The organism is Streptomyces sp. NPDC043685 (assembly GCF_056436585.1).
The window spans coordinates 179,538-205,670 of record NZ_JBWKCH010000006.1; the positions used below are offsets into that span (position 1 = coordinate 179,538).

13 protein-coding genes are annotated in these 26,133 nt (G+C 74.7%); 2 read left to right on the forward strand and 11 right to left on the reverse strand.

Translation table 11 applies throughout. The features are described from left to right. Window positions 1-16: 16 nt before the first annotated feature. The 11 genes from AC0665_RS20970 to AC0665_RS21020 all read right to left on the reverse strand — a co-directional run bounded on the left by AC0665_RS20970 (window position 17) and on the right by AC0665_RS21020 (window position 20,963). Window positions 17-2,308 carry a hypothetical protein gene (locus AC0665_RS20970; protein ID WP_478705545.1) on the reverse strand — a complete coding sequence of 764 codons (2,292 nt, stop codon included), beginning with the start codon at window positions 2,306-2,308 and terminating at the stop codon, window positions 17-19. Continuing rightward, the gene (locus AC0665_RS20975; protein ID WP_478604381.1) at window positions 2,305-3,405 is read right to left on the reverse strand and encodes a hypothetical protein; all 1,101 of its coding nucleotides are present in this window, start codon (window positions 3,403-3,405) and stop codon (window positions 2,305-2,307) included. The genes AC0665_RS20970 and AC0665_RS20975 overlap by 4 nt, the downstream gene beginning before the upstream one ends. Continuing rightward, the gene (locus AC0665_RS20980) at window positions 3,402-4,709 is read right to left on the reverse strand and encodes a protein kinase family protein (RefSeq protein ID WP_478705546.1); all 1,308 of its coding nucleotides are present in this window, start codon (window positions 4,707-4,709) and stop codon (window positions 3,402-3,404) included. The genes AC0665_RS20975 and AC0665_RS20980 overlap by 4 nt, the downstream gene beginning before the upstream one ends. 64 nt (window positions 4,710-4,773) lie before the next feature. Continuing rightward, window positions 4,774-7,617, reverse strand: coding sequence for a hypothetical protein (locus AC0665_RS20985; RefSeq protein WP_478705547.1), 2,844 nt, complete (start codon window positions 7,615-7,617; stop codon window positions 4,774-4,776). Beyond that, window positions 7,614-11,495: a tubulin-like doman-containing protein gene (locus tag AC0665_RS20990; protein WP_478705548.1), complete on the reverse strand. Its 3,882-nt coding sequence runs from the start codon at window positions 11,493-11,495 to the stop codon at window positions 7,614-7,616. The genes AC0665_RS20985 and AC0665_RS20990 overlap by 4 nt, the downstream gene beginning before the upstream one ends. A 152-nt stretch (window positions 11,496-11,647) precedes the next feature. Then, window positions 11,648-14,212 (reverse strand): vWA domain-containing protein, encoded by a 2,565-nt coding sequence (locus AC0665_RS20995; protein ID WP_478705549.1) that lies wholly within the window; start codon window positions 14,210-14,212, stop codon window positions 11,648-11,650. 121 nt (window positions 14,213-14,333) lie between these two features. Beyond that, window positions 14,334-14,855, reverse strand: a complete 522-nt coding sequence (locus AC0665_RS21000) for a Pycsar system effector family protein (protein WP_468631437.1) — start codon at window positions 14,853-14,855, stop codon at window positions 14,334-14,336. After that, window positions 14,852-16,123 carry a hypothetical protein gene (locus AC0665_RS21005; RefSeq protein ID WP_478604365.1) on the reverse strand — a complete coding sequence of 424 codons (1,272 nt, stop codon included), beginning with the start codon at window positions 16,121-16,123 and terminating at the stop codon, window positions 14,852-14,854. The genes AC0665_RS21000 and AC0665_RS21005 overlap by 4 nt, the downstream gene beginning before the upstream one ends. After that, complete coding sequence (locus AC0665_RS21010) at window positions 16,120-18,936, reverse strand: ATP-binding protein (protein WP_478705550.1); 2,817 nt, start codon at window positions 18,934-18,936, stop codon at window positions 16,120-16,122. Before AC0665_RS21010 ends, AC0665_RS21005 begins: the two co-directional genes overlap by 4 nt. Next, window positions 18,933-19,976: a hypothetical protein gene (locus tag AC0665_RS21015; protein ID WP_478705551.1), complete on the reverse strand. Its 1,044-nt coding sequence runs from the start codon at window positions 19,974-19,976 to the stop codon at window positions 18,933-18,935. Before AC0665_RS21015 ends, AC0665_RS21010 begins: the two co-directional genes overlap by 4 nt. 249 nt (window positions 19,977-20,225) lie before the next feature. Further along, on the reverse strand, window positions 20,226-20,963 hold the full coding sequence (locus tag AC0665_RS21020; RefSeq protein ID WP_478705552.1) for a Crp/Fnr family transcriptional regulator: 738 nt from the start codon (window positions 20,961-20,963) through the stop codon (window positions 20,226-20,228). Between the two features lie 899 nt (window positions 20,964-21,862). On the opposite strand from AC0665_RS21020, the gene AC0665_RS21025 reads away from it, so the two are divergent. Then, a complete protein-coding gene (locus tag AC0665_RS21025) occupies window positions 21,863-24,838 on the forward strand; it encodes an AfsR/SARP family transcriptional regulator (RefSeq protein ID WP_478604355.1) in 2,976 nt (991 codons plus the stop codon). A 255-nt stretch (window positions 24,839-25,093) separates the two neighbouring features. Continuing rightward, complete coding sequence (sbnB, locus tag AC0665_RS21030; protein ID WP_478705553.1) at window positions 25,094-26,131, forward strand: 2,3-diaminopropionate biosynthesis protein SbnB; 1,038 nt, start codon at window positions 25,094-25,096, stop codon at window positions 26,129-26,131. Window positions 26,132-26,133 lie beyond the last annotated feature (2 nt).

Here is a 26,133-nt window from a genome sequence, read left to right on the forward strand (position 1 = left end):
CGCCGGGCTCGGGGGCTCAGGGGTGTGCCTTCTCGTACAGCGCCCGGGTGATCGCCAGCCACGTCTCCCTCGGCAATGCCGGGATCTGGTCCTCCTCCCTGTCGATCAGGAGTTCCTCCAGGATGTGGCGGTCGGCCGGGGCATCGGAGGAGGCGATCGAGCTGAGGTACTTGGTGAGCCGAGGGCTCTGGGTCTTCGTGGTCCGGGGTTCGACGAGCCAGCTGAAGAACCAGCGGATCATGCGGGCGGTGCGCCGGGTGTGGAGGTCGGTCACGTACGGGTCCGGGAGGTCCGGGGGCTGGGTGATCCGGAAGCCGACCGCCAGGAGGCCGGCGAGGAGGTCGCGGGCCGACTCCTCCGCCTGGACGGCGGGCGGGAGATGTTCGAGGACGATGTTCTGGGCGTCGTAGGACAGGGGTTCCCGCAGGAGGGACAGGAGGTCCTCGTGGTGGGCCTGGGCCAGGCGTTCCTCGGCCTTGTGCCGGAGGTCTGTGGCGTGTCCCGAACGGTTCGTCGCGCAGGTCAGGTCCTCGGCCAGGGCCCGGATCTGGGAGGTCTCCATACGGGCACGGCGGCTCTTGTGTCCCCAGAGCTTCGAGACCGTCGAGCGTCCCGCGACCGGCTGGTCGAAGAGCTCCGGCAACGCCGCTTCCCACAGCGCGCGTTGCCGGTCCGGCGTCAGCCGCTCGGTGATCGCTCTCATCGCCGGGGCCGCCGCGGAACCCATGCCGGCCCCCGTGGCGTGGCCCGTCGTGTGGCGGGTGACGGACACGTCCGCCCGTGGGGGGAACTCGGGCGGCGGGTTCGGCGGCGGCGGGTACGGGGGCGGCGTGCTCGGTGGCTCCGGGTATCCGTGGTGGACCCCCTGACCTGGCCGTTCGGAGTGTGCGTGCTGCCCGGGCTGCCTCCGCTCCACGGCCTGCCCGGATGCGTACGCCCCCTGTGCCGCCGCAGCCACCGACCCGTCCGGTGACGACGCCGACGACATGGACTCCGTGCCGGACCGCCGCGCTTCCGTCGCTTCGAGTGCGTCCTGCCCCTCCTCCGTGGCACGCCCCGCTTGCGCTGTCGTCGGCTCCGACGTCGGGCGGAAGTGCTGAGGGGGTGACTCCGGTGTGGTGAGCTGCTGTCGGTGCCACTCCGGCGGGGAGGCCCAGCTCGCGTCGGAGGCGGAGGTGGGCTGCTGGGCCGGTGGACGAGCGGGGAACTCGTCCTGGATGTGCGGCTGTTGGGCCGGAGCGGGCTCCTGGCGCCGTTCCGGGGCCGGGGGTGGGGAGATCACGGGGACGGAACCCGTGTCCGTGGTCGCCGGGCTCTCGTATCTGGCGGGCCACACTGCGCGGAGCCGGGCGTGGAAGTGCCGGTGGTCGGGGTCGGTCGTGTTCGGGTCGGTGTCCAGCAGGCGCTGGTACTTGACGGCGGGCCATTGCAGGTAGTGGTCCACGAGGGTGGCGGCGAGTTCGGCGGCCAGGTCCGTGCCGGGGTCCAGCAGGTCGATCCGGCGCAGACGGCTGTCCTCGGTGGGGGAGACCCGCCAGGCCGGGACGAACACCACCCGGTACGCCTGGTCGTCCATCGTGTCGAAGGTGGCGAACTGCCAGCTTCCCGAACCCGGGTCCAGCGAGGAACCGAAGATCCACCACAGGCCCCACAGCACCAGAAGCGCCGGCTCGGGCAACTCCCGCACCGGGGGCACCGGTCGATGTTCCCGGACTTGGGCGTGCGCCTGGGCCAGGCACTCGTCCAGCTCTCCCACGAGAGCCGACACCCGGGCCCCCGGAGTGCGGAGGAACTGGGCCACCAGACAGAGCAGCGGGCGCCGGACCAGCCGTACGTTCTCCCACATGCGGTCCCGCATGTGGCCGGCCAGGGCGTGGAGCCGTTCGCGCGGCATCGGCTCGATCCGTCCCGTCACCCGGTCGGCCCAGCCCTGCTCCGCCCAGGGAACGGCGCCCAGGCTGACGCAGTACAGCGGCACCAGGAGCTTCGCCGGTCCCAGCAGCGCATGGCACACCGTGCTGTCGCGCCCCTGGGCGTCGGAGCCCGGGGTGCGGCGGACGAGGAGGACTCGGCCGCCGGGGATGATGTGCCGGACCAGGCTGGGGCGTTGTTCGCCGCCCATGACGCGAAGGACGGGGCCGAGCCGGTCGGCGAGTGCGCGGGCCTCGGGCTCGGGGCAGGAGTAGGCGACCGCGGCGATCCCCGCGCCCCGGTGACCGAGGTTGCCGGCCCAGCGGAACACGACCTGGTGCACCCGGTCGTCGGGTGCGGCCGTGTCACCGGGCCGGCCGGGCTGCGTCCGGGTCACAAGCCCACCGCCGCCGGTCCGTCCTCGGTGCCGTCGTCGAGCAGCCCGCACATGGCGAGCACCGAGATCAGCGGCTCCAGCACCCGCAACGGCCGGGTGCCGTGCGGGAATCTGCCCTCATGGTCGTGGCTGCCGGTGGCCGAGGCGAAGTGCAGGGTGCAGCGCAGCACGCTGTCGAAGGGGCTGACCCACGCCTGCCCGGTGTGGTGGCGCAGGAACGCGTAGGCGTCCCGGCTCTCCTCCGTGAACCGTTCGGCCAGCCGCCGCTGCGGCGGGGGTTCGCCCAGCCAGCGGTCCACAGGCGGTTCGAACCGCACCAGATCGCTTTTGTTGATCACGACCGCCGCCGCCACCCCGAGATACTGCCCGCTTGCCCGCGGCAGCCGGTCCAGCACGGTCTGGAACGCCGGATCACCGCCCCGGGTGTAGCCGAGGTCGCCGCGCAGCGGGTCGAGATACGGCATCGGCAGCGCCCGCAGCGGGTCCACCACGAAGATCAGCGCGTCCACGCCCACCATGAACCGGGTCAGCGCGTCCGTGCGGCGCAGGTCCTCGCCGGCCAGGTCGAAGAAGGCCACCGGCCGGGCCGTCCCGTCCGGGCGGCTCAGCAGCAGCGCGTCCACGAACGCGGCGAACTCACCGGCGCTGCGGGTGTGTTCCAGCATCGTCCCGGACCGCAGCCGCTCCACCCGCTCGGTCATGAACGTCTGGTGGTCCTGCGGGTTCACCGACTGCATCTGCAGCCCGTGCCGCTTCAGACCGCCGTCGGCGATCTCGGCGATCATCTGGGTCAGCAGGTGTGTCTTGCCGGTGGCCGAGTCCCCGACCATCGCCACGGTCAGCGGACTGCCGTTGGTCAGGTACGGCACCGGGATGTAATGGGTCTGCTCGCCCTCGGAGTTGCCGCACCGCTGATAGGCGGAGCGGAGGGTGTCCGCGAGACGCAGCGGACTGATCCGCCGGTCCACGTGCAGCTTCTCGAACAGCTGCTTGTCGTTGCGGGCGAACAGCTGCTGCTCGTCGTAGGAGATGACCTCCAGGCAGTACGGGCAGAGGATCTCCTGGGCGGTGGCGCCCGGCGGCATCGGAGCGGTCATCGGCGGGTGTCTCCTTCGGACCGGCTCCCGCCGGGCTCGTTCGTGCCGGAGGTACGGCCTCCGCTGATCCAGGTGCGCAGCCGGCCGCGCTCGCGGGCCGGATACTCGTAGCCGGTGAACGGTGCCGGCGGCGCCTCGCCGTACCGGGGCCCGTCCGCGCCGTAGCCGCCCGGGTCCCCGGCGGGCTCTCGCTCCGGGTGGTACGGGGCGTGCGCCGGGGGCGGCGGGGCGAGGGAGGCGTGCTTGCGGCGCCGGATCTCGTCGAACTCCCGCCGGTGGTGCTCCAGTGGGTCCGGCAGCAGCACGCTCGCCGCCTCGGCGGCGACCTCCGGCACCAGGGTGCGCAACAGCGTGTCCGGCGTCGGCCGGTCCTGGGCGTGCCGGGCGAACACCTGGCCCAGCGTCTGCGTCACCGACCGCTGCGCGGCAAGGTCGGCGGGCGGTCCGTCGGCGTTCCCCGGCCGGCCGGTGACCAGGTGGTACATCACCTGCGCCACGCTCCACAGCGCGTCCCGGGCCTCCGTCGTGCCCACCCCGGCCCGCTGCTCGGGCGAGGCGTAGGGCGGGATGCCGTACGGCACCCGGGGACGCCCGGCCCGGACCACCGAGCCCAGGTCCCACACCTGCACGCCCTGCGCGTCCCAGCGGACGGCGCCCGGCACGATGCCCCGGTGCACCAGGCCGACCGCCTCCATCAGCCGTACCGCCAGCACCAGATCACGCTCCACGGCCCGCTGGTCGCCCATCGACACCCGCTCGGTCGGCCCGGACAGCGGGCGCCCGCGGGGTACGGCGTACAGCACGAACGGCGTCAAGGTGTTGACGTCGTAGCCGACCGGCGTCGGGAAGAGGCCGCCGAAGCGGGTGCCCGCGTACGCGCGGTGCAGCGCCAGCGCCGCGGTGATCTCCGCCTGGAGCAGGGCGTACGCCTCCCGGTCCGCGCCCGCCTCCCGCGGCAGCCGGACCTGGAAGCCCTGCCAGCCGTCCTCGAAGCGGACCGGCCGGGCCAGCGCGGGCGGCCGGACCAGACGCGGTCGGTCCGGCCCGAACCTGGCCCGCACCCGGTGCGTGACGCCTTGCGGCGAGACGAAGGAGAACTCCACGGCCGCCTCCCGGGACGCGGCGGATCCGGTGCCGGGCTCCCGGCCGGTGTGCTCGCGTGGCCGCACCCGCTCCGGGCGGTCACCCTCCGCGTCGTGGACGGACTCCTGACGGGCCGTCGGCCGGGGGGCGGCCGCCGCGTACGGCTCCGGCGCGGGCCCGAACCGGTCCGGGTGCGGTGCGGGTCGGTGGTCGTTCACCATGACTTCCCCACTGTGTTGGTCCGTGCGCCCGGGGCGCGGTCGGTCGTCGTCGTACGGGTACGGTTCACCGCTGCGCCCATTCCTCGCCGGGATCCGGGACGGTTCCGGTCGGGCCGCGGTCCGGGCCGGGGAGGGGACCGTCGTCGGCCCAGGTGCGCACGCGCACGTTCTCCACCACACCGGCACGCAGCGGGACCAGCCGTAGCGTGCCGGCGAAACGGCCGGACTCCGTCCACACCATCGCCGCCGGTACGCCGTCGGGGCCGAGCCCACCCGCGCGCACCTCCACCGCGGGCCGTACGGCCTGCGGGGCGAACGCGATGGACCGCGCCTCGGCCGGGTCCCGGCTGAGCAGCGAGAGCTGCGCCGGGGGGCACAGCAGCAGTGGCCTGCCCTGATCCGAACCGGTGTTGAGCACGTCCCGGACCCGCTGCGCCCCGATGCCGAGCAGGGCCGAGGCGTCTCCCCGTGGCCGGTCCTGCCGGGCGTAGGGCGGGGCGGGCACCACCCCGTTGTCGCGCAGGCTCAGCCCGGCCGCCGCGATGGCCCGGGACACGGCGGCCTCCAGCGTGGTCGGCGCCCCGCCCACTGGCCCGGTACCGCCCGCACCGCCGTGGGAGCCGGTGTGGCCGTGCAGCGCGGCCACCGTCGCGTCGGCCAGGTCGGCCACCAGGGTGGGCACCAGGTCGGGGCCGCCCTCGGCCGCGCCCCGGTGCAGCCAGGGCGGGTCCACCCGGGGCACATGCCGGGCGCGGCCGCCGGGCGCGTCGGCAGGCTCGGCCCGGCCGTCGGCCGACGCACCTGCCGCCGGGGCGTCGGGCCAGTCGGCTTCGGGCCAGTCGGCGTCCGGCCAGGACGAGTCCGGTTCCGACGGGTCCGGCTCCGAGCGGTCCGGGCCTGGCGGGTACGGCCCGGGCGAGTACTGCCGTGCCGGGGCCGGGTGCCACGCGTACGGGGGTGCCGCGTACCCCTGTGTCGCGTCCGGCCGCGCCGGAACCTGCCAGGCGCCGGGGGCCTCCGCCCGGTCGTCCGGCCAGGACGACTCGTCCCAGCCGGGGTCGGACCAGCCGTCCGCACCGGCCGGTCCCACGCCGGAGGTGTACGGCGGGCCGGACACCGGGTGTCCCGCGTCCGCCTCGACGGCCGCGCCCCGCAGCACCGCCGCGAGCGTCCGGGCGCCGTCCGCGCACCGGGTGCGTTCCTCGGCCGCCCACCACTGCCGGCGCAGCGCGTCCGCCAGGACGGCGTCCACCCGGGCCAGACACGGCCCGAGTTCACAGGTGCCGGTCGCCTCCCACCAGTCGGCCACCGCGCGGCGCCACCAGGCCCCGACGCACAGCGCCGCACCGAGCACCCCGGTCAGCACACCCCCGAGCACCAGCTCGCGCGGGACGCTCACCACCAGGGTGAGACCGAACCCGGCACCCGCGCCGGCCGACAGGGAGAGGGCACGGGCCAGTTCCGCCCGGTGCACCCGGCCGCCCGCCGCCCGGCCCGGCCGGACCGCGCCGGCCAGTGCGCCGCCGAGCAGGAACACCGCCGCGGGCAGCAGCGCGAGCAATGTGCCGGGCCATGGCGCGAGCGCGCAGACGAAGGCGGCCAGCGCCGTCGGCACCAGCTGCCCCGCACGGGCGCGGGCGAAGTACAGCGGCACCGCCGCCGACATCCGTCCCAACGACTCCTCCGGGCACGCCCGCTCCAGATCCCGCAGCCGGGCGGCGGACGGTGTCGGAGCGACCCGTTCGGCGAGCGCCGACAGCCGGGCCGCGACCGCGCGCAGCGGCAGCCCCGAGGTCAGCCAGCGCGCGGTGCAGCGCTCCAGCCCCTCGTCCGACTCGCCGCCACGCGACCGGCGCAGCCACGTCTCCTCCGGCAACGCCACACCCCCGTCGGCGAGCCGGGCCAGCGCGTCGCCGTGCGGGACGCCGGGCGAGCCGCTGTCCCGCAGCACACCGGCCACCACGTCCCGGTACCGGTGCAGCGACTCCATCGCCCGTGCCATCGCCGAGGGCACCGAGTCCGCGACCTGGCGGCCCGTCAGGAGTGCTCCCGCCGAGCTCAGCCCGGCCCGCGCCTCGGCCAGGTCGTCCACGGCCCGCACACAGGCGGCGCGGGCGGCGTCGGCGGGGCCGCCCGGACGGAGCAGCGCCGTCACCGGACGTTCCGGGCCCGGGCCGAGCAACTCGGCCAGCGCCGACGGGAGTTCCTGGGCATCGGGCGGCCCGGCCACCGGCACCTCGCCCCCGGCGAACCGGGCCAGCGCGCCGGTCCACGCGCTGTCCCGCGCGTCCGGTGTCAGATCGTGCTCCAGTACCCGCAGGGACAGCGTGGCCACCGACACCGGGGAGTCGTGCAGTTCGGACAGCACCTTGTCGAAGATCTCCGGCACCCGCAGCAGATCGGTCAGCGCGGCCAGCGCCGCCTCGGTTTCCGCGGCCGGGTCGGTGGTGCGCGGATCGTGGCCCGCCCGCGGATCGGGTGCCCACAGCACCCCCGTACCGGAGGACTGCAGCACGGACGCCAGCCGCAGCCGACGCCCACCCTCCACCGGGCGGTCGTCCGGGTACGACGCGTCCCGGTCCTCCGGGCCCGGGAACGACGCGGTCCGGTACGGCGCGTCCGGGGACGGCGGGCTCGCGGACCGGGACCGCTCCAGGTCGCCGACGACCAGGCAGAGCAGGCTCACCGCGCCCAACGTCGGGGCCGCCGCGACCAGTTCGTACGCCGCCGCGTGCGCCGTCAGCCCGTCGGGCTCGTCCACCACCAGGAACCGCAGGTCCCCGGCGTCGCCCCGGCCGCTGTCCGGCAGCCGCGCGCCCACCCGGCGGCGCAGATCGGCGCCGTCCGCGGGTACGTCCCGGCCGCCCCGGAAGTCGAGGACGACCACCGGGCTCCCCATCGCGCTCACGCGTGCCACTCCCGGCTCTCGCGGGCCTCGTCCCCGTCGGACGTGATCTCCTCGTCGGGCCAGTCGGCGTCGCCGTCCGCGTCCGAGATGCCCCACGGCGCGGCGGAACCGGCGCCGGGCCAGCCCGGGTCGGGTTCGGCGGCACGCGGGAAAGGCGGGTACTCCGGCGCCCGAGCGGGCGACGGTCCCGGCGCGGGCCACCCGGCCGGCGCCTGCCGTGCCGTGGGACGGCCGGCGGGCGGCACCGAGCGGACCCGGCCCGGGTCCGGCGGCGCTGTCCGGCCCACGTCCTGGCGCGGACCTTCCGCCGGAACCCCGGCGGCCGGGGGAGGGGTGTCCGGCCAGTGCCGGGTCCGCTCGTCGTGCGGGGCCGACGACGGCCACCGCGCGTCCTCGTCGCCGCCGTGCCGGGCGGCGGGCACCTCCCCGGCGTGCGGGGCACCGGGCGCGGGGCCGGGCCGGGCGGACGGCACACCCTCCGGCAGGCTGCCCGCGTCCGGCCCGCCGTCGCCGCCCGGCCTGCCGTGTGCGGGCACGTCCCAGCCGTCGGCGCGCCGGGGCGCGGCGCCGCCCGCCGCCCCGTACGGATCGGCGGACCGCCCGCCGTCCGCCCGGCCGGGGGACTGCGGACGCTCGTCGGGGCGCTGCTCCCAGGACCGGTCCCGGACCCGGGCCGAGGGCCCGTCCGAGGCGCGGTCGGAGACCCACCGCTCCTCCTCCCGGTGCCGCGGGTCCTCGCCCGCGCTCCGGCTCTCGCGGACCCACGCCTCCAGTTCGCGCAGCGTCGGGTGGGCACGGTTCTCGCCCTCCGGGAAGGGCAGGTCGAGCGCGTCGGGGAGGGTCTCCGCCCAGAACTCGCGCAGTCGGCGCGTCCAGTCGGTCACCCGTGCGCCGTAGCGCCGCTCCCGCTCGTCCAGCAGCCGCAGCTGACGCGGCGCCACCTCGTGGACCAGCTTCAGGTACAGCTCCGAGGGCTCGCTTCCCGAGGTGCCGAGCCCGCGCGGCAGCGTGTTCATCACCACCTTGCAGTAGCTCTGCACGATGTTCTCCTCCGCCAGCAGCGCCCAGCGCTCGTACGCCCGCAGCAGCCCGGCCCAGCTGGAGATGCCGTCCTGGAAGTCGGTGAGCGCCAGCTGGATGCCGAGCGCGTCCTGGCCGGCGTCGTCGTGCAGCCGGATGCGCAGCCGTTGCGGGGACGCCGGGTCGCCCTGGTAGTCGATCTGGCCGTTCCACAGCGCGCACAGCAGCCGGTTCAGGATGTGCGCCCGGTCGTCGGGTGTGCTCGCCAGCCAGTCGTCGCGATACCCCAGCCGCTGCCGCCAGCGCAGCACGTCCTCGTCGCGGCGGTTCTCCTGCGCCCTGGCCCACTGGCGCAGCACCTTGCGGGCCTCCGGCACCTCGGTGAGGCTCATCTCGCTGCGGAACAGCACCACGGAGATCGAGTCGGTGTCCACGGCCCGGTACTCGATGGTGCGCTGACTGTCGGGAGGCAGACGCAGATGCTTCTCCAGGTAGTTGTCCACCGTCACCCGGCGCGAGCCCGGATAGGTGATGAGCACCTTCAGCCGCCCGTTGCCCTCGGGCGTGAACGCGGCCGGCAGCAGACCGGCCAGCTTGTACCGGAACTGCTCCAGAGCCCGCGCGCTGACCTGCTGGGACGCTTCGGCGTCGCCCGCCTCGGCGGCCAGCAGCGTGCTCATCCTGGGCAGCAGCGCGCGGGCCTGCCGGCCATCGGCACGCTCGGAGAACAACCGCTGCACCCGGTGCTTGAACGCGGCCTTCACCTCCGACACGGCCGCGTCCGGCGAGTAGCGGCCGGCCGCGAAGGCGCTGCGGCGCAGCTCGGCGTCGACCAGCTTGTGCAGCAGCGCGGCCTCGTCGCCGTTGGGCCCGAGCTGGTGACTCTCCACCAGACGCTCCATCAGCGCCTGGTAGAAACGGCCCAGATTGCCCTGCGGGGGCAGCAGGTAGGAGACGCCCGTACGGTCGTCGTACAGCTCCTTGACCTGCGCGGCGTGTGCGCGCGGCTGGTCGTCCACGTGCTTGCGGAACGCGTCGGCGACCGCGTGCACCTCGTTGCGCAGCAGATTCGCGGCCTGCCGCCAGCGGGGCTCGTGCTCGCTCCAGGCGCGGTGCCAGACCGTGCGGGCCCGCCACTTGTACCAGCGGTCCTGTTCCTCCAGCGCGGCGGCCACCTCGTCGTCCGCCCAGCGCAGCCGGGGCCCCACCACCCGGCCTCTGATCCTCGGCACCGGTGGCGGCTGCACCTCGACTCCGGCGGGCCGCGCCGGGTCCTGCCGGCGGTTGTCGAGCATGCCGAGGAAGCCGAGCCGGGCCACCGTGTTGGTCTCGCCGGGCACCCCCGACACCACCCGGCCCAGCGTGAACAGGTCGGTCTTGAGCAGCAGTTGCTCGACCGCCGCGCGCGGTGAGAAGCCCTCCACCAGCACCGGCATGCGATGCGCGACCTGCCGTTCCAGGTCGGCCAGCAGCCGGCGCATCTGCTCCAGCCGGTCCCGCAGCGCGGTCTCGATCTCGCCGCTGCCGCGCGGCAGCGGATCCGGCTCGGTCACCTCCAAGGGCTCGCGCCGCCACAGCTCGCCCAGCCCGGCGGCGGTGAACATCTCCCGGACCAGTGGCGCCGTCTCGTGCGGTACGGCGGCGGAGACGTCAGTCAGTCCGGTCACCGCGTGGGCCAGCATCTTGGCCGCGACCAGTTCGGCCAGCTCGTCCAGCGGTGCCGTCATCGACGCGACCAGGCTGGTGGAGATGCCCTTGCGGCCGATACCGGTCGCGGAGCGAGTCCGGCGGCTGATGTCGCCGTTGACGAAGTTGCTGGCGAACGTCTGGTAGTCGTCGTCGCGTCCGCCGCCCTTGGCCTCGCCCAGGTTGAGGTCGGTGCCGATCAGGGACACCACCAGGGAGACGATGGAGCGGCGCAGGTCGTCGGGGCGGATGCCGGCCGTCTGGCTGAACAGGAACGCGGTGGGCACGGTGCCCGGCCGCAGCGACACCGGGTGGGTCTGCGGGTAGCGGATGCGCAGCGACTCCTGGAGGTCCACGTCACCCAGTTCCGCCTCCGCGTCCGGCGCGTTCTGCTCGTCCACCAGCCGGGACAGGTCCACCACCGCGCGGGCGGCGTTGAGTTCGGCCTCCCGGCCGCCACCCTTGGCCTCGGGGAACGCCGACGGCATGACCACCAGCGGATAGATACGCGCGCCCCGGAACTTCTTGTCCTTGAACGCCTGCCCGATCAGATGCAGGTAGTCCAGGAAGATGCCCGCGCCGGTTCCGCCGGCCACCGAGAACGCCACGAACACGTCGCAGCCGTTGATGGTGTCGCCGCCCACCTCCTGGAGTTCCCCGCCGGACCCGGCGATCGCGTCGATGGCCCGGTGCAGCGGGGTCAGCACCGGCGCGGGACCGTTGGCGAGGGTGGCGAACAGCGCCGCGCGGCCCACCGTGGGCAGCTGGCCGGCACCGTTGCGCAGCGGGTTGATCTTGGGTTCGCCACCGTGCGGCGGCAGCCAGTCGGACACCTCGTCGCGCAGCAGCGCGCGCAGCATCCGGGTCACCTCGGGCGAACTGTCGTAGTCGGCGGGCAGCAGGTCGTGCGTGGCGCGCGAGGTGCGGCTGTAGGCCTGCCGCAGCGCGGTGTCCGCGCTCAGATGCGGCAGCCGGCCCAGCTCCGCCTCGCTGTAGTCGGCGTACACGAACTGCAGGCAACCGGGCAGTTCGTAGGGCAGCCGGCCGTTGCCCGTGAGGGCGGTGCCGTCCGGACCGCAGAGTTCGGCGCGCAGCCGGCGCTCCAGTTCGGCGCCGATCAGGCCGCCTGTGCCGCCGAGGCCGACGAACAGCATCGGCTGGAAGATCTTCATGGCTTCGTTTCCCCCCCTGTCCGGTGCCCGCGCACCGGACGTTCGATGGGCCCCGGGTCCCGAGGGAGGACCTGTCGTGGGCTGGTGGTGCGGTTCCGGTGGCCGGGCCGTCTCGTGGGGCGGCCCGGCCACCGGTCGTCCGTTCTCCGGTGTCAGGTGGCCTCGTCGAATTCGTCGTCGTAGGAGGAACCCCGGTGCGAGGAACCGCCGTACGAGGAACCGCCGTACGGGTCCCGCCCTCCGAGGTCGTCCGCGTCCCTCCGGTCGGACGGCGCCGGGACGGGCCGCAGCCAGCGGGGCAGCAGGTCCGCGAGCCGGCGGGGTGAGCGCCGGGCCGCGGGCCGGCGGCCCACCGCGCCACGCTCCGCCCGCAGCCGGACCCGGCCCTCCAGCGGGATCTCACGGGCCAGCGGATACGACTGGTCGCGCCCGTCCGGGGTGCGCAGCCGGACCCCGGTACGCGGGTCGCGCTGCACGGCGTACCGGCCGGTGGGGGACGGGTCCAGACGGGGGCTGGGGCCGTCCGGGCCGGACACGTCGAACCGGTACCAGGGGTCGCGCTTGCGGGGCACCGTCGTCTCGCTGGTCGTCCGCTCCCCGGATTCGTCGGACACGGTGAGCCGGAGCAGCAGTCCGCCCGGTGAGACGCCCTCGCGTGCCTGCCTGCGGTGCCACACGAACCAGACGAGCGACGCGGCCAGCAGCACGGCGCCGGTGACCAGCGCCCACCACCACGCGTCCCAGACCCGATGCGGCCAGGAGGGCACCGGCGTGATGTCCACCTTCACCAGCTTCGCGTCGAGCGGCCGGGCGGAGTCGTCCGCGTCCGACACCTCCACCCGCGCGCTCAGTTCGCGCGGGCTCAGCTGCCCGCCGACGGTGAGCCGGCCGGCCCGGTCCACGGAGTCGCCGGGGGCCAGCGTGACCTCGGTGAGGGAGAGGGCGACGGCGCCCGGCTCGGTGTCCCGCAGCGCCAGGCGCAGGGTGTGCGGCCGGTCCGAGTCGTTGGACGCCAGCAGCCGGAACGGCACGCTGCCGCCGGGGTGCACCTCGGCGTCGTCCACCCGGAGCCCGGCCCGCACCTCGGGGTTGGGCGAGGCGGTACGGGTCAGGAACGGGCGGTGATCGGCGGTCAGCCCGACCGCACCGAGCACTCCGACGGCCTTGAGCGCGCCTTTCGCCGCCCGGGGGATCGTCACGGCGCCGGTGAAGCGGCCGTCGGCGGCCTTCTCGTCCCCGTCGTCCCCGCCGTCGGAGAGCGCCAGGTCCAGGGGTTCGAAACCGTCACCGGTCAGCCGCCCGGAGACCCGCAGCCTGCGCAGGTCCGCGGGGTCGCCGATGCCCTGCTCGTCGCGCGTCTGGAGGGTCAGTTCGACGCGGGCCTTCTCGCCCGGCCGGGGCGCGGCGGGCGTCATCACGATGGAGGAGCGCACGGCACCCCGCCACTGCACGGAGACACTGGCCAGCCGGTCCCGGTGGCCCTGCGGAGCGTCGAGCCGGACCTGCCAGCGGCCCGGCCGGGGGTCGGTGATGCGCAGCGATTCCACCTCGCCACCGGACCCGGCCGACGTGAACGTCGAGCCGTCGGACCGGCTGCCGGGCTCGACCTTCCGGCCGCGCGGGTCGTAGTACGTGGCCCGCACCGCGCGGTCGCCCTTGGAGACGACGATGGTGGCGAGCGTCGCCAGCGGGGACAGCGGTACGGAGATGTCCGCGGGCGGTGTGTCCTTGCGGGGTGGGTCGGTGACCAGGCAGCGGGCCCCGGCGAAGGCACGCTGCACGGCGTCGCCCAGGGTCTGGGAATCCGTCGCCCTGTCCGCGCGGGGGCGGGCCGCCTCCAGGTCGGCGCACCCGCCCCGGTAGCCGCCTTGCGCCATGTCCCGCAGCGCGTCCATGTCGACGTCGTCGCCGAAGCCGAGCGGCCAGATCTGCACCTTCGCGGCGCGCGCCTCGGCCAGCGCCTTGGTCAGCTCACGGCGGCCGTTCTCCGTGCGGCTCTCCTCGTCGGTGCCGTAGGAGGGGCTGTCGGTCACGTCCAGCTTGCCGTCGGTGAGCAGGAACAGGATGCGCGGGCGGCTGCCGTCGCGTTCGCTCAGCCGGGTCACGGCCTGCCTGATCGCGTTCGGGAAGTCGGTCCCGGTGCCCTGTCCCGTGCCGCGCCGGGCCAGCTTGCCGATGCAGCCGTCCATCTTCTCCCGGGCCACCGCGTCGAGCGCGGTGGTCGGGCACACCTCGTCCACCGGGCTCTGGTCGTCGTTGTCGGCGCTGGCGAACCCCAGCACCGTCATCCGCGACGCCGGGGATATCTCCCCGACCGCGATCCGCCCGGCGGCGTCCCGCTCCCGCTCCACGTCGGCCGCGCTCAGAGAGTTCGACTCGTCCACCGCCACGGCCAGGTCCACGGCGTCCGTGGCGGTCGACGCGGCCGGGGCGAGCGGCGTGGGCGGGGCTGTCCGGCCGAGCGCGGTCTGCCCGAGCAGCAGCAGCGCCAGCACGGCGGCGGCCCGCCGGGCACCGAGCCCTCGCCGTCCGGCGGATTCCGTACGGCGCGCCGCGCGGGCGCCCGGCGCGGTACCGGCGCCAACTGCTCCACGCCGCGTAGCGGTTGCCGTACCGGTGTCGTATGTCGTACGGGTGTCGGACGCCGTACGTCCCCCTCGCCCCCGTGCCGCGCGTCCCGGGCCGCCGCGCACCGGTGCGGTGTCGTATGCGTCCATGTCGTCTCCCTCAACTGTCACTTGATAGGCGTAGATGTCGGGCATGCGAAGCCGATGCGGGCCCGCGTGCGCCCCGGGTGACGGCAGCCGGTGCCGCCGTCCGCGCCTTGGCGCGCCGGGGTCAGCCGAGCAGCAGCCCGGCCGTCGCCGACAGAGCCCCCGGTACCAGCCAGACCGCTCCCCAGCGGATGCACCGGTACTTCCGCATGAGGATGTGGCTGTGATCCACGGCCTGGGTCAGCAGCCAGGCCGTGACGTCCTCGCCCGCCCTGCCCACCGCCTCGGCCACGCCGCCCGCCCCGGCCGCCGTGTGCACCGCGACGACATCGGCGAAGAAGGTGATGCCGGGCCCCACCCGCTCAGTTCCGCCATGCGGCAACACCGCCCGAACGAGTGACACGGACCCCGCCAGCCACATCAGCAGCCCCGCCCCGACCAGCACCAGCCACACCACGGAGGGCCGGTCCGGCGGGCGCTGCCCCACCCCGACCACCAGGGGCGGCACACCCAGGGACACCGACAGCAGCACCGACGCCTTGATGTCCGCCCGCCCGGTGTCCTCACGGACCGTGGCCAGCAGCCGCTCGGCGACGAACCGCGTCTCCGGGACGGCGGACGCCGGCGCGCCCTGTGCGGCCGTCACCGCCGGCCGCCCGGGTCCCCGTCCGACGGGCCGCCCCAGATGTCGTCGTCCTCTTCGTCGACCCGGTCACGGGACCCGGCCCCGGACGCCGCGCGCCCGGCACCCGGGGAGGAGGATCCGCCGTAGGTGTGCTCGTGGCCGCGCTCGCCGATGTGCGCGGACCTGCCGTACCCGTCCCGCGCCGCCGGCGGACCGGTCTCGTACCCGACGGTCTCCTGCGGCTCGCCCCACCAGTCGTCCTCCTCCTGGCGCGGCGCCCCGGCGGTCCGCGCCGTCCCGCGCTCCGGGGCGTCGTACGCGGCCGTGTCCCCGCGCGCCGCGGTGTCCGGCCAGTCCTGCCGGGCCGCTCCTGTCGTGGCGGCCGGGGCGACGGGCGCGGGCGGGAGCGCGGCACGGGGTTCGAGCGCCGGGAGCGCAGGCTGGTCCGCCGCCCGGCCGGGAAGCACCATCCGGCGGATGTACGCGTCCAGTTCGGGGGTGTTCACCCGCCCCTCGTGCGCCATCCTGACCAGGAACTCGCGGTTGGCGCGCTGCTCCTCGGCCTGGCTCTCCATCATCATCTTGACCAGCCGGCCGACCTCCTCGGTGCTGCCGGACGCCATCAGATAGGCGTACTTCTCCGCGTCGGTGCCGTGCGCGATCGCCGCGAACCCCCGGAAGCGGGCGGTCACCCGCTGGGCCTCCGCCTCATCCTTGCGGGTCTGGCTGACGAAGCCGATCTGCGTGCGGTCGGTGCCCACCTCGACGAACACCTTGGTACGCAGTCCCACCTCCTGCCCGAGGTCGGCCCAACGGCCCGCCTCGATGTCCAGCCGTACGGCCTGGTTGGCCTCGTGCGCCTGGTCCACGGAGTACCCGGTGGTGACGCCCTGGAGCCGGTCCACGATCTCGGGCCCGAGGTCGTCCTCGACGCTGAACAGGCGCTTCTCCACCACCAGTCGGTAGTCGATGACCTCCCAGCGCAGTTTCACCCGGGTCTCGAAGAAGGTCGCCGAGCCGTAGGCGGGCAGCTTCAGCGCGAACGAGGTCGTGTGCCGCCCGCAGGCGACCTCGCAGACACTGGTCGGCCGGGACCACCGGCTGAGCCGGTCGCGGTGGTCGGCGCCCCGCGCGGTGATCACACTGTGCCCACCGTCCTGGTAGTAGAGCACGGAGGCCACCTGCGCGCCCCAGTGCTTGAACCCCCGTCCCTGCACGATCCGTTCGCGCAGGAACGGTCCGGCGAGGTTCTCCGGGATCACCAGTTCCTCTTCTTGTCCCGCCGTCACCTCTGCTCCTCCCCCCGGCCGCCCTGGCCGCGTCCCGTCGCCGCCATCGCGGCCACCACATGGCGGGCGAAGGCGGCGGTCATCGGTTCCTCCGGCGCGTCCGCCATCAACCGCAGCAGCCAGCGCAGCCGTTCGGCGTCCCGACGGCCGCGGATCATCCGGGGCAGCAGCCACAGCAGCGCCTGGAGGATCTCCCCGCGCCGGCCGGCCGTGCCGTCGGCCGGCTCCTCCGCGGCCGCCTGCTCGAACACATAGGCGCGCCCCGCCCGTCCGGGCACCGCGGCGTCCGCCTCGGCCGCCCGCAACCAGGTCGCCAGACCCTCCGTCGCGCTCTCGTGCGACAGCCGGTTCGCCAGCGACCGCCACAGCAGGTCCGCCAGCGGCTCGGCCGCGCTCTCCACCGCCACGGCCACCGCGAGCGCGAGCGGCCAGTGCGCCCGCCGGGCCAGCTCCGCGTCGGTCACCTCGACGGACGCGCGCGGCACCGGCGGTCGTTCGTCCTGCCCGGTCCGCGCGTGCTGCCCGGCACCGCCCGGCTGCCCCGGCATCCCGCCCGCGAGCCGCACCCCGCCCGGCCCCCACACCCGGCTGACGGATGCCGGGACGGACCTGGCGGCGTCCGCGGGAGGCGCGCCGGGGCCGTCGCTCTCCTCCGCCTGCCACATGTCGTCGGTCCGCGCGCAGAACAGCCGTACGGCACAGAGCATCGCCAGGTTCAGCTGCTCGGCGGAGCCGTGCTCGGACCAGTCGCGCAGCACGGTGGCCGCCTCCCCGGCCCGGCTGCCGGCCACCAGCCGGGCCGCGCCGTACGAGGCGACGAGCGCCTGGGCGCCCTCGTCCCGGCCACCGATGCCGCACAGCAGCTCCATGGCCTGCCGGGTGTCGTCCACGATCCGGCCGGAGCCGAGGGCCAGCGCCGCCGTCCAGCGCAGCGCCGCCACCGGGGCGCCCGCCCAGTCCTCGACCACGCCCCGCACCGCCGACCGGTACGGCTCGCGGCCGGCGGCCTGGGCCAGCGCGGTCGCGGCGAAGAAGCGGCGCCGGGTGTCCTTGGCCACTGACAGCGGCCGGATCAGTTCCGAGAAGCCGTACCCGAGGTCGGCGGTGGCGAGTTCGCCCGCCACCACGGCGGCGCGCACCCACACCTGCGGCCGGGGGTCGCCCGCCAGGTCGCGCAGCCAGCGTGTCACCGGACCGCGGGCCGCGTGATGCCGGTGCCAGACCTCCGCCAGCACCGAGCCGGCCAGCGCCGTGCCCCGGTAGGCGACCGTGCGGACCGGCACGGGCACCCCGCCCACCGACTCCTCCTCGCCGGTGCGCACATCGGCCCGGCAGGCGGCGAGCAGCCCCTCCCAGTCCTCCGCGAACACCGGCCGCCCGTGCGCCCGCCCGGGCATCCGTACGGCGAGGATCTGCTGGGCGAGAAGTTCGGCGGCGTCGGCCACCGAGCTGACCGCCTCCCCGTCCAGCACCGCGAGCGCGATCCGGAACGAGGCCTCCCGTACCCGTGAGGCGGTGGTGTCCACCGGCCCGTCCGTCCTGGCCCGAGCGGGCTCGGGCGCCGCGGGCAGCGCGTCGGCCGCCCCGGTGAACCACTCGCGGGCCTGCCGGCGTGCGATCTGGCCGCAGGCGTCCAGGAGCTCGTCCCGGCCGAGCTCGCCGCGCACATGCCGGGCCACCCGTTCCGCGACCAGCTCGGTCTCGGACGGCCGCAGCGCCTCCGGGAGGATGCCGAGCGCGTCCAGGAACAGCGGGTGCTTGAGGATCTGTTCGCCCCGGCCCAGCGCGTCCGGGTCCGGGCAGTCGGCCAGGTGTCTTACGAGCTGCCACTCCAGGAGTTCCCCGGCGGGCGCCGGCGGGCACGCCAGGCCGTAGCGCCCTCCCAGCAGATGTCCGGCGGGCGAGGAGGGGGAGACGACCAGCACCGCGTACGACCCCTTCGCGGCGAGCCGCGCGGCGAGCGCGTCCAGGTGCAGCTCCTGCGGTGGGCTGAAGCCCCCCGTGTTCTCCGGGAGTTGAACCAGCAGGCCACCGCCGTCCAGCACACCGTCCGCCACCGCGCCCGGGTCCGCGGAGAGCAGCCCCAGGTCGGACGGGGCGAGCCGGGTGACCCGGCCCCGGGTGAGGACTCCGGTGCCCGTCCGCCCCTCGGGCTCCGCCGCCTCGGGTACGGGCTTCGCCGCGCCGGGCGCCGTGTCGCGTACGGCGGTGGTGACCTCGTCCAGCAGGCAGAGCCCGGTGGTGAGGCGGCCCGTGCCGGGCGGGCCGCCCAGCACCAGCACCCGGCGCCCGCGCAGGACCCGCTTCAGCGTGGGGTAGCCCGCCGGGGCCCGGTAGACCTGGCGCAGCCGGTCCAACTCGTCCTCGGGCACGTCCCCGAAGACCGGCGCCGCCGTGTCCCGGGCGCCGACGTACACATCGCCGAAGTGCGCGCGGTCGAAACTGGTCCGGTCGAAGACGCTGCTGTTGCCCCGGATGTCGAACCGGGCCTGCGCGGCCCGCTGGATCCGGGCCGCCGCGCGTGCCTCGCCGGGCATCCCCGAGTCGGCCAGCGGGTCCCGGGTCGCCTCCCGGAAACGCTCCTCCTGACGTTCCCGCCGCTCCGCGCGCTCCGCCTCGTCCGCCCGGTCCCGGTCGCCGTCCGGCCCCGCCTCCCCCTCGGCGTCCCCGCCGGAACCCTGGCCGGGCCGCCGTTCGCCGTCCTGCCACGCCGGTTCGTCCCCGGGCTGCCACCGGTCCGGTCCGGGGGACGCGCCCCCGGACCCACCGGCTCCGGCGCTCTCGGCGCTCCCGTTCTCGCCGTCGCCGCTCAATGTGACTCCCCGGTGCGGTCGTTGTCGTCCCCCGCGCGCCGGGCGCTGTCCGGGGCGTCGCGGCCGGTGGCTCGTCCGCCACCGTCGGGCGTGGCGCGGCTCTGCGCCCCGCGGTCTCCGCGCGCCCTGTCGCCGCTGGTCGGCCAGTCCTCCTGGGCCGCGCCCGCGCCGCCTCCGAAGTGGACCGGTGCCTGGAAGGTCGCGCGGTCCTGGACGACGCTGGTGCCGCCTTCCACCTTGATGTCCCAGTGGGCGCCCCCACCGGTGTCCACCGGCCACGCCTCAGCCCGGAGCGCCCGGTGATCCTCGCCGGAGGCGGGCCGGCCGGCCGGGGCCGGGGCGGCGTGCCCCGGTTCCCTCCCCGGTGAGCGGTCTTCCGCCTGGGTTCCCGTGGACGCGCCACCCCCGTTCTCCCCCGACGGCGCGTCCACGGGAAGCGTGTCGAACCCTTCGTCGTCCGGCACCCGGGGCCGGGCCTCGCCCGGCACGTGGAACCACGCGGTGACCGGGCCCTCCTTCAGCGCGACCCGGGCCGAGCGGTACGCGGAGGGCTCCACGAACCGCCCACCGTGCCGGACCACTTCGTGGTGCAGCGAGTCGGAGACCACGAGGACCAGATCGCGCCCCGAGTGCTCCAGCACCGTCCGCGTCACCGATGAGTCCGCCAGCCGGCAGACCAGGTCCATCGCATGGCCCGACAGACCCTCCTCGTCGTGTTCCACCGGACCCACGTGCAGTCCGACGCGCAGGCCGAGCCGGCGTGCCAGGTCTTCGTTGCCCACCCGCTGACGCTGGTGCATCTCCGCCAGCCAGGTGCCGAGCAGCCGGACCGGCGGGATGCGCGCGTCCACGGCGGCGATGAACCCGTCCCCCCGGTCTTCCAGGTGCAGCATGGACTTCGCCACGCCCGCCGCCGCGAAGGACGCGTGGGCCAGGTCGTAGATCCGTCCGCGCATCCGTCGCTTCGCGCCGTCGAGGTAGTTGCCCGATCCCCGGGTGTCCACGCTCATCAAAGTTTTGTAGACGGCTCCGTCAGCCATCTGCCCACCCCCTGTCGTGCAGTGACCGACCGTCAGCATGGCGGCTCACGCCGGCTCGCGATGTGGTCGTTTACACATCCGGTGGCGGCACATGGATCGCGCGCCGAAAACGCGCGCCTCTCACGCTGTGCCGTTTCGCGCCGGGCACTTCAACACAACCTCACCCACCCCTTGACAGAGGCGTGTTCAAAGGAGTGTGGCAGGGGTGTCCGCTGAGGGGAGTGGGGCTGGTGGCGGTACGAAAGCCGGTCAGGGAGCCGGGAACCCGATGTTCCCGCCGGCCGCCAGCAGCCGCAGCGCGTCGTGGTCGATCAGCTCGACGCGGCGCGGCCGGGTCCGGACCACACCGGCGGCCCGCAGCAGCCGCAGCGACTTGGCGACCGCCTCGCGGGTGGCGCCCACGGCGTCCGCGAGATCGTGCTGGGCGAACTGCGCCAGCACCGGGAATTCGTCCCCGGGCCCGCCCGCGTCGCGTATGCCCGCCTGACCGGAGGCCGCTCGCTGGAGTTCTCCGAGTTCCAGCAGTCGCCCGGCCACCCGCTGAATGACGGTCAGGGAGGCGAGTGTGCGCCGCTCCTCGTCGGACGTGCGCAGCCGGGAGACGAGCTGGGCCATGAGCAGCGCCGACACCTCCGGGTCGCGCCCGGCGAACGCGCGGAACCGGGCACCGGGCACCACCAAGGTACGTACCGGACCCAGCGCGGTGACGGAGGCGCTGCGTGGGATTCCGCCCAACGCGGCCATCTCGCCGACGAGTTCACCGCGTCGGCGCAGCGCCAGGATCAGCCGGGCCGAGGACCGGTCGGTCGCCGTGGACACCACGGCCCACCCCTCCAGCAGCACCAGCACATGGCTGCTGTCGTCCTGCTCCCGCAGGAGATGCTCATCCGCCCGGAACGTCCGCTCGACACTGATCCGGAACAGATCCTTCCGCGCTTCGGCGCTGAGGACATCGAGGAACGTGCGGTCCTGCACCACCAGGGCCATGAATCCGGACCTTCCGGCAGAGGCCGGAGGTCCGGCCGAGGGCCACGAGAAGGAATGAAGCGAATGGGGCCTGCCACTGTACCCGCGCCCCCGCCCGGAAGAACCGTCCCTGCGGACACCGCCGCTGTACGTCGAACACGGGATCTACGGCACCCGGGAAACCGCGGGGGAGACGCATTCGACGGGCCCGCCGTACCGGCCGGCCGCCGCGTATCTCCTGGACGAGGCCGTCGGCTTCGGCGCGAGCAGCGGGCGGGGGTACGGGCCGAGTGAGGGCCGGGCCGGCGTCGGCCGGCGCCCGGGGGCCCGGGGCGTCCGGTCTGCGTTCCCGGCTCCGGTCGCCCCGCGAGGCGGGGGACACGGGCTCCGGGCGGGCTCCGAGTAGCCGTTCGCGCCTCCCATGCCTGATCGTTTTCGGTCAGGCAGCCGGTTCCGTGTCCTCCTGCGGGGGCGGCGGGCGTCGTCGATCCGGCCCCGGGTGCCGTCGTTTTCCGGCTGCTGCCCGGGGGTCGGTGGGCATGCCGGGCGGGGTGGTCGGCCGGTATGGCTTGATCGGATCGCCTGTGCGATCGCGAATCGGCCATCCGTGCGGGCGGGGCAGCCGGATCCCGGGGCGGGATCCGGCCACTACAGGTACCGGGGAGTTTCGCGGTTATCCGATGTATGAACCAACTAATTCCCGGAAGCGGTATTCCGCCCCGGATTACTCGGTGCGAATTCGCACAGCTGATCCCTCGCGCAATCCGCGAAAAGGAAAGAGGATTACCCAATTCCGCGCCGTCGAAGCCCCTGACCTCAGGGACGGCTGGAAAACACCAGCGAACCGGCCCGGCCGCTCAGGTATTGTCGTCCAGGCGCTCCGGTGAGGACGGTGGGTGAAGTTCTGGGGGGGAACATCCGTGGGCGAGCGGCTCGGTTTCAAGATCCTGGGGCCCCTGTCGGTGACGGCGAACGGCCGTGCGCTCACCGTCGGCGGTGCGCGCCAGCGAACGGTCCTGGCTCTGCTGCTGCTCAACCCTGGCCGGATCGTGCCGGTCGACGCCCTCGTCGACGGTGTCTGGAACAGCGGCCCGCCCGCCACCGCCCGCACCCAGATCGCGATCGTGATCGCCGCCCTGCGCAAGGCCTTCAAGGCCGAGGGCGTCACCGAGGACATCATCGTCACCACCCACCCCGGATACGTCCTCAGATCCGAGGGGCACGCGGTCGACTCGGTGGACTTCGCCCGGCTGGTCAAGGATGCCGAGACGGCCGTGGAGCAGGGCCGGCACGCCGACGCGGCCGACAGCTACGCGCATGCCCTCGCCCTGTGGACGGGCCCCGCCTTCGCCGGTATCGCGAGCCCGATGGTGGAGGACGAGGCCGCCCGGCTCGAAGGACACCGTCTCAACGCCTACGACGACGCCACCGCCGTCCTGCTGGAACTCGGCAACCACCAGGATCTGGTGCCGGAGTTGGCGGCCGTCGTGCGGGAGCATCCGCTGCGCGAGCGCACCCGGCACCATCTGATGCTCGCGCAGTACCGGTCCGGGCGGCGGGCCGAGGCGATGGGCACCTTCCGGGAGGCGCGCGCCCAGTTCATCGAGGAACTCGGCATGGAGCCGGGCCCCGACCTCCAGGACCTGCACGACGCGATCCTGCGTGACGACCCCTCCCTCGCCCCCGCGCCGCCGGTCGTCACCACCGACGCCCTGCGCTCCGACACCGTCATCGTCCCTTCCGAACTCCCCCCGGACGTGCCCGGCTTCACCGGCCGCGAGCCCGAACTGGCGGTGCTGGACCTGCTGGTGGCTGACCGGGACCGGCAGCAGGGGCCCGCCTTCGGGCTGATCACCGGCATCGCGGGCGTCGGCAAGACCGGCCTCGCGGTCCGCTGGGCCCACCGGGCCGCCGCCCACTTCCCCGACGGACGGCTCTTCGCCGACCTGCGCGGGTACGACGAGGAGCACGAGCCGACCGTCGCCGCCGACGTCATCAGCCGCTTCCTGCGCTCGCTGGGTGTGCCCAGTGACCAGATACCGCCGGAGACGGAGGCGCTCGTCGCGCTGTACCGCAGCGTGCTCGCCGAGCGGCAGGTGCTCGTCGTCCTGGACAACGTCCGCTCCTACGCGCAGCTGCGCACCCTGCTGCCCGGCAGCGGGCGCTGCGCCGTGCTGGTCACCAGCCGGGACCAGCTGGAGGAACTGGTCACCTGGCCGCAGGAAGCCCGGGTGCACCTCGGGGTGCTGCCCGAGCAGGAGGCCGTGGAACTGCTCGGCCGGATCGTCGGCACCGAACGCATCGCCTCCGCCCGCGCCGACACCGTACGGCTGGCCGAGCTGTGCGACCGGCTGCCGCTGGCCCTGCGCATCGCCGCCGCCCGGCTCGCCTCCAAACCGCACTGGACCGTACGGCACCTGGTGACCCGGCTCAACGACGAGGCACGCCGGCTCGACGAGCTGAGCCAGGGCGCCTCCCGGGTGCGGGCCAGCTTCGCGCTGTCGTACCGCTATCTGCCCGCGGACGCGGCGCTGCTCTACCGGCGGCTCGGCCTGCTCGACGTGCCGGACTTCGCGGCATGGGTCGGCGGCGCGCTGCTCGACATCGACGTGCTGGACGCCGAGCGGATCATGGAGGACCTCGTCGACGCCCAGTTCCTGGAGGTCGTCGGCGTCGACGCGACCGGACGGCTGCGCTACCGGCTGCAGAACCTGATGCGCCTGTACGCCCGCGAGCGGGCCTACGCCGAGGAGCCGCCGGACGCCCAGCGCGCCGCCCGCGAGCGCGCTTTCCGCACCTGGCTGACGATCGCGGAGGAGGCCCACCGGCGGGAGTACGGCGGCCATTTCAGCGTCGTGCACAGCGACGCGGCGCGCCGGCCGGTCGACCCCGTCCACCTCGACGAACTCCTCGACTCGCCGCTGGAGTGGCTGGAGGCGGAACGCCTGTCGCTGGTCGCAGCGGTCGAGCAGACGGCCGCCCTGGACATGGCCGACCTCGCCTGGGACCTCACGGTCTCGGCGGCGGTGCTCTTCGAGACCCGGCACTACCTGGACGACTGGCGGATCTGCTCCGAGGCGGCGCTGGCCGCGGCCCGCAGGACGGGCGACCTGCGCGGGCAGGCCGCCATGCTCCACCAGCTCGGCGGCGTCGCCCAGTCCTACCGCCGGCTGGAGGAGGCGTACGCCCGCTACAGCGAGGCGCTGGAGCTGTTCGAGCAGGCCGGCGAGGAACACGGGCAGGCGCTGAACCTGCGCAACCTGTCGATCCTGGACCGGTTCCGCGGCAACCTGGACGTCGCCATGGAGCGGCTGCGGACGGCCCGGGACATCCTGCGCCGGGTCGGCGACACCTCCTCCGAAGCGCACACGCTCGACAACATGGCACAGATCGAACTGGACCGCGGCGCCACCGAGCCGGCGATGAAGCTGAGTCTGGAAGCGGTCCAGCTCATGGAGTCGATCGGCGGCGGCAGCCGGCGCGGCGCCGCCCAGACCCTGCACCGGCTGGGGCGGGTCCATCTGGCCCGCTTGGACTTCGACCTGGCGGAAAAGGCGTTTCAGCAGGTGGTCGCGCTGGTCACCGACAAGTCCGACCGGGTGGGGCTCTCCTACGCCCTGCTGGGGCTCGGGGAGAGCCGCCTGGGCGCGGACGAGGTGGAGGCCGCCGCCACCACGCTGGCCGAGGCGCTGGAGATCGTCGAACACATCGACGCCCCCCTCGTCGACGGCCGGATCAACCTCGCCCTCGGCGACACGCTGCGCCGGCTGGGCCGCCACGACGCGGCGCGGGAACGGCTGACCGCCGCCCACGACGTCTTCGTCCGCGCCGACGCCCCGCAGTGGCGCGCGCAGGCCGAACGCGCGCTGGCCCGCCTGGAGGCCGAGGAAGGCTGACGCCGGGCGGCGGCGCGGCGGGGAGGGCCGGGGAGGGCCGACGCCGGGCGGCGGCGCGGCGGGGAGGGCCGGGGAGGGCCGACGCCGGGCGGCGGCGCGGCGGGGAGGGCTGGGGAGGGCCGACGCCGGGCGGCGGGGCGAGGAGGGCCGGGGGGCCGGGCCCCCAAGTGCCGTTGTAGACGACCGATACCCCACCGATAAGCGGGCTGCCTACGTTCGGCCGGTACCACTGTCAGCCGAAACGTGGAGTACACGATGCCGCCTGTCGCCAAGGCGCCCACCTTCGCCGTGATCTCCGGCGCCCAGGTCCACCGGGTCCTGGCGGACCGGCACCAGGAGGTGGTGCGTCTGATCGAAACGGCGTACCGCGTCCACGGTGCCGGTGACACCGTCAATCCGCCGTCCTACTTCCTGCGCTTCCCCGACCGGCCCGCCTCCCGCATCATCGCGCTCCCCGCGTCGATCGGCGGCGGCATCGGAGTGGACGGCCTGAAATGGATCTCCAGCTTCCCCGACAACGTGGCGGCGGGCCTCCCGCGTGCCTCCGCCGTGCTCATCCTCAACGACCCGGGCACCGGCTATCCGCTGGCCTGCCTGGAGAGTTCGATCATCAGCGCGGCTCGTACGGCCGCCTCGGCGGCGCTGGCCGCCGAGACCCTCACCAGGGCCCGCGGGGAACGGCCGCGCCGCGTCGGTTTCTTCGGCACCGGTCTCATCGCCCGGTACATCCACCAGTATCTGGCGGGCACCGGCTGGGGGTTCGACGAGATCGGCGTGCACGACCTGTCGGCCGAGCACGCCGCCGGGTTCGCCGGACACCTCGAGCGCTCCGGGGCCGGGGGCCGGGTCACCGTGCACGGGTCGGCCGAGGACCTCGTCCGCGGCAGCGACCTCGTCGTCTTCGCCACCGTCGCCGGCACCCCGCACGTCACCGACCCCGGCTGGTTCGGCCACCACCCGCTGGTGCTCCACGTGTCGCTGCGCGACCTGGCGCCCGAGGTGATCCTCTCCGGCGCCAACTTCGTCGACGACGTCGAGCACTGCCTGAAGGCCGACACCTCCCCGCACCTGGCCGAACGGCTCAGCGGCGGAAGGGACTTCATCGACGGCACCCTCTACGACGTGCTGACCGGCGCGGCCGGTGTGCCCGCCGGCCGGCCCGTGTTCTTCTCGCCGTTCGGACTCGGCGTCCTCGACCTCGCCGTCGGCAAGCACGTCTACGACCGGCTGCTCGACTCCGGTGAACTCGCCGTGGAGGAGGACTTCTTCCACGAGCTGCGCCGCTACGGCTGACC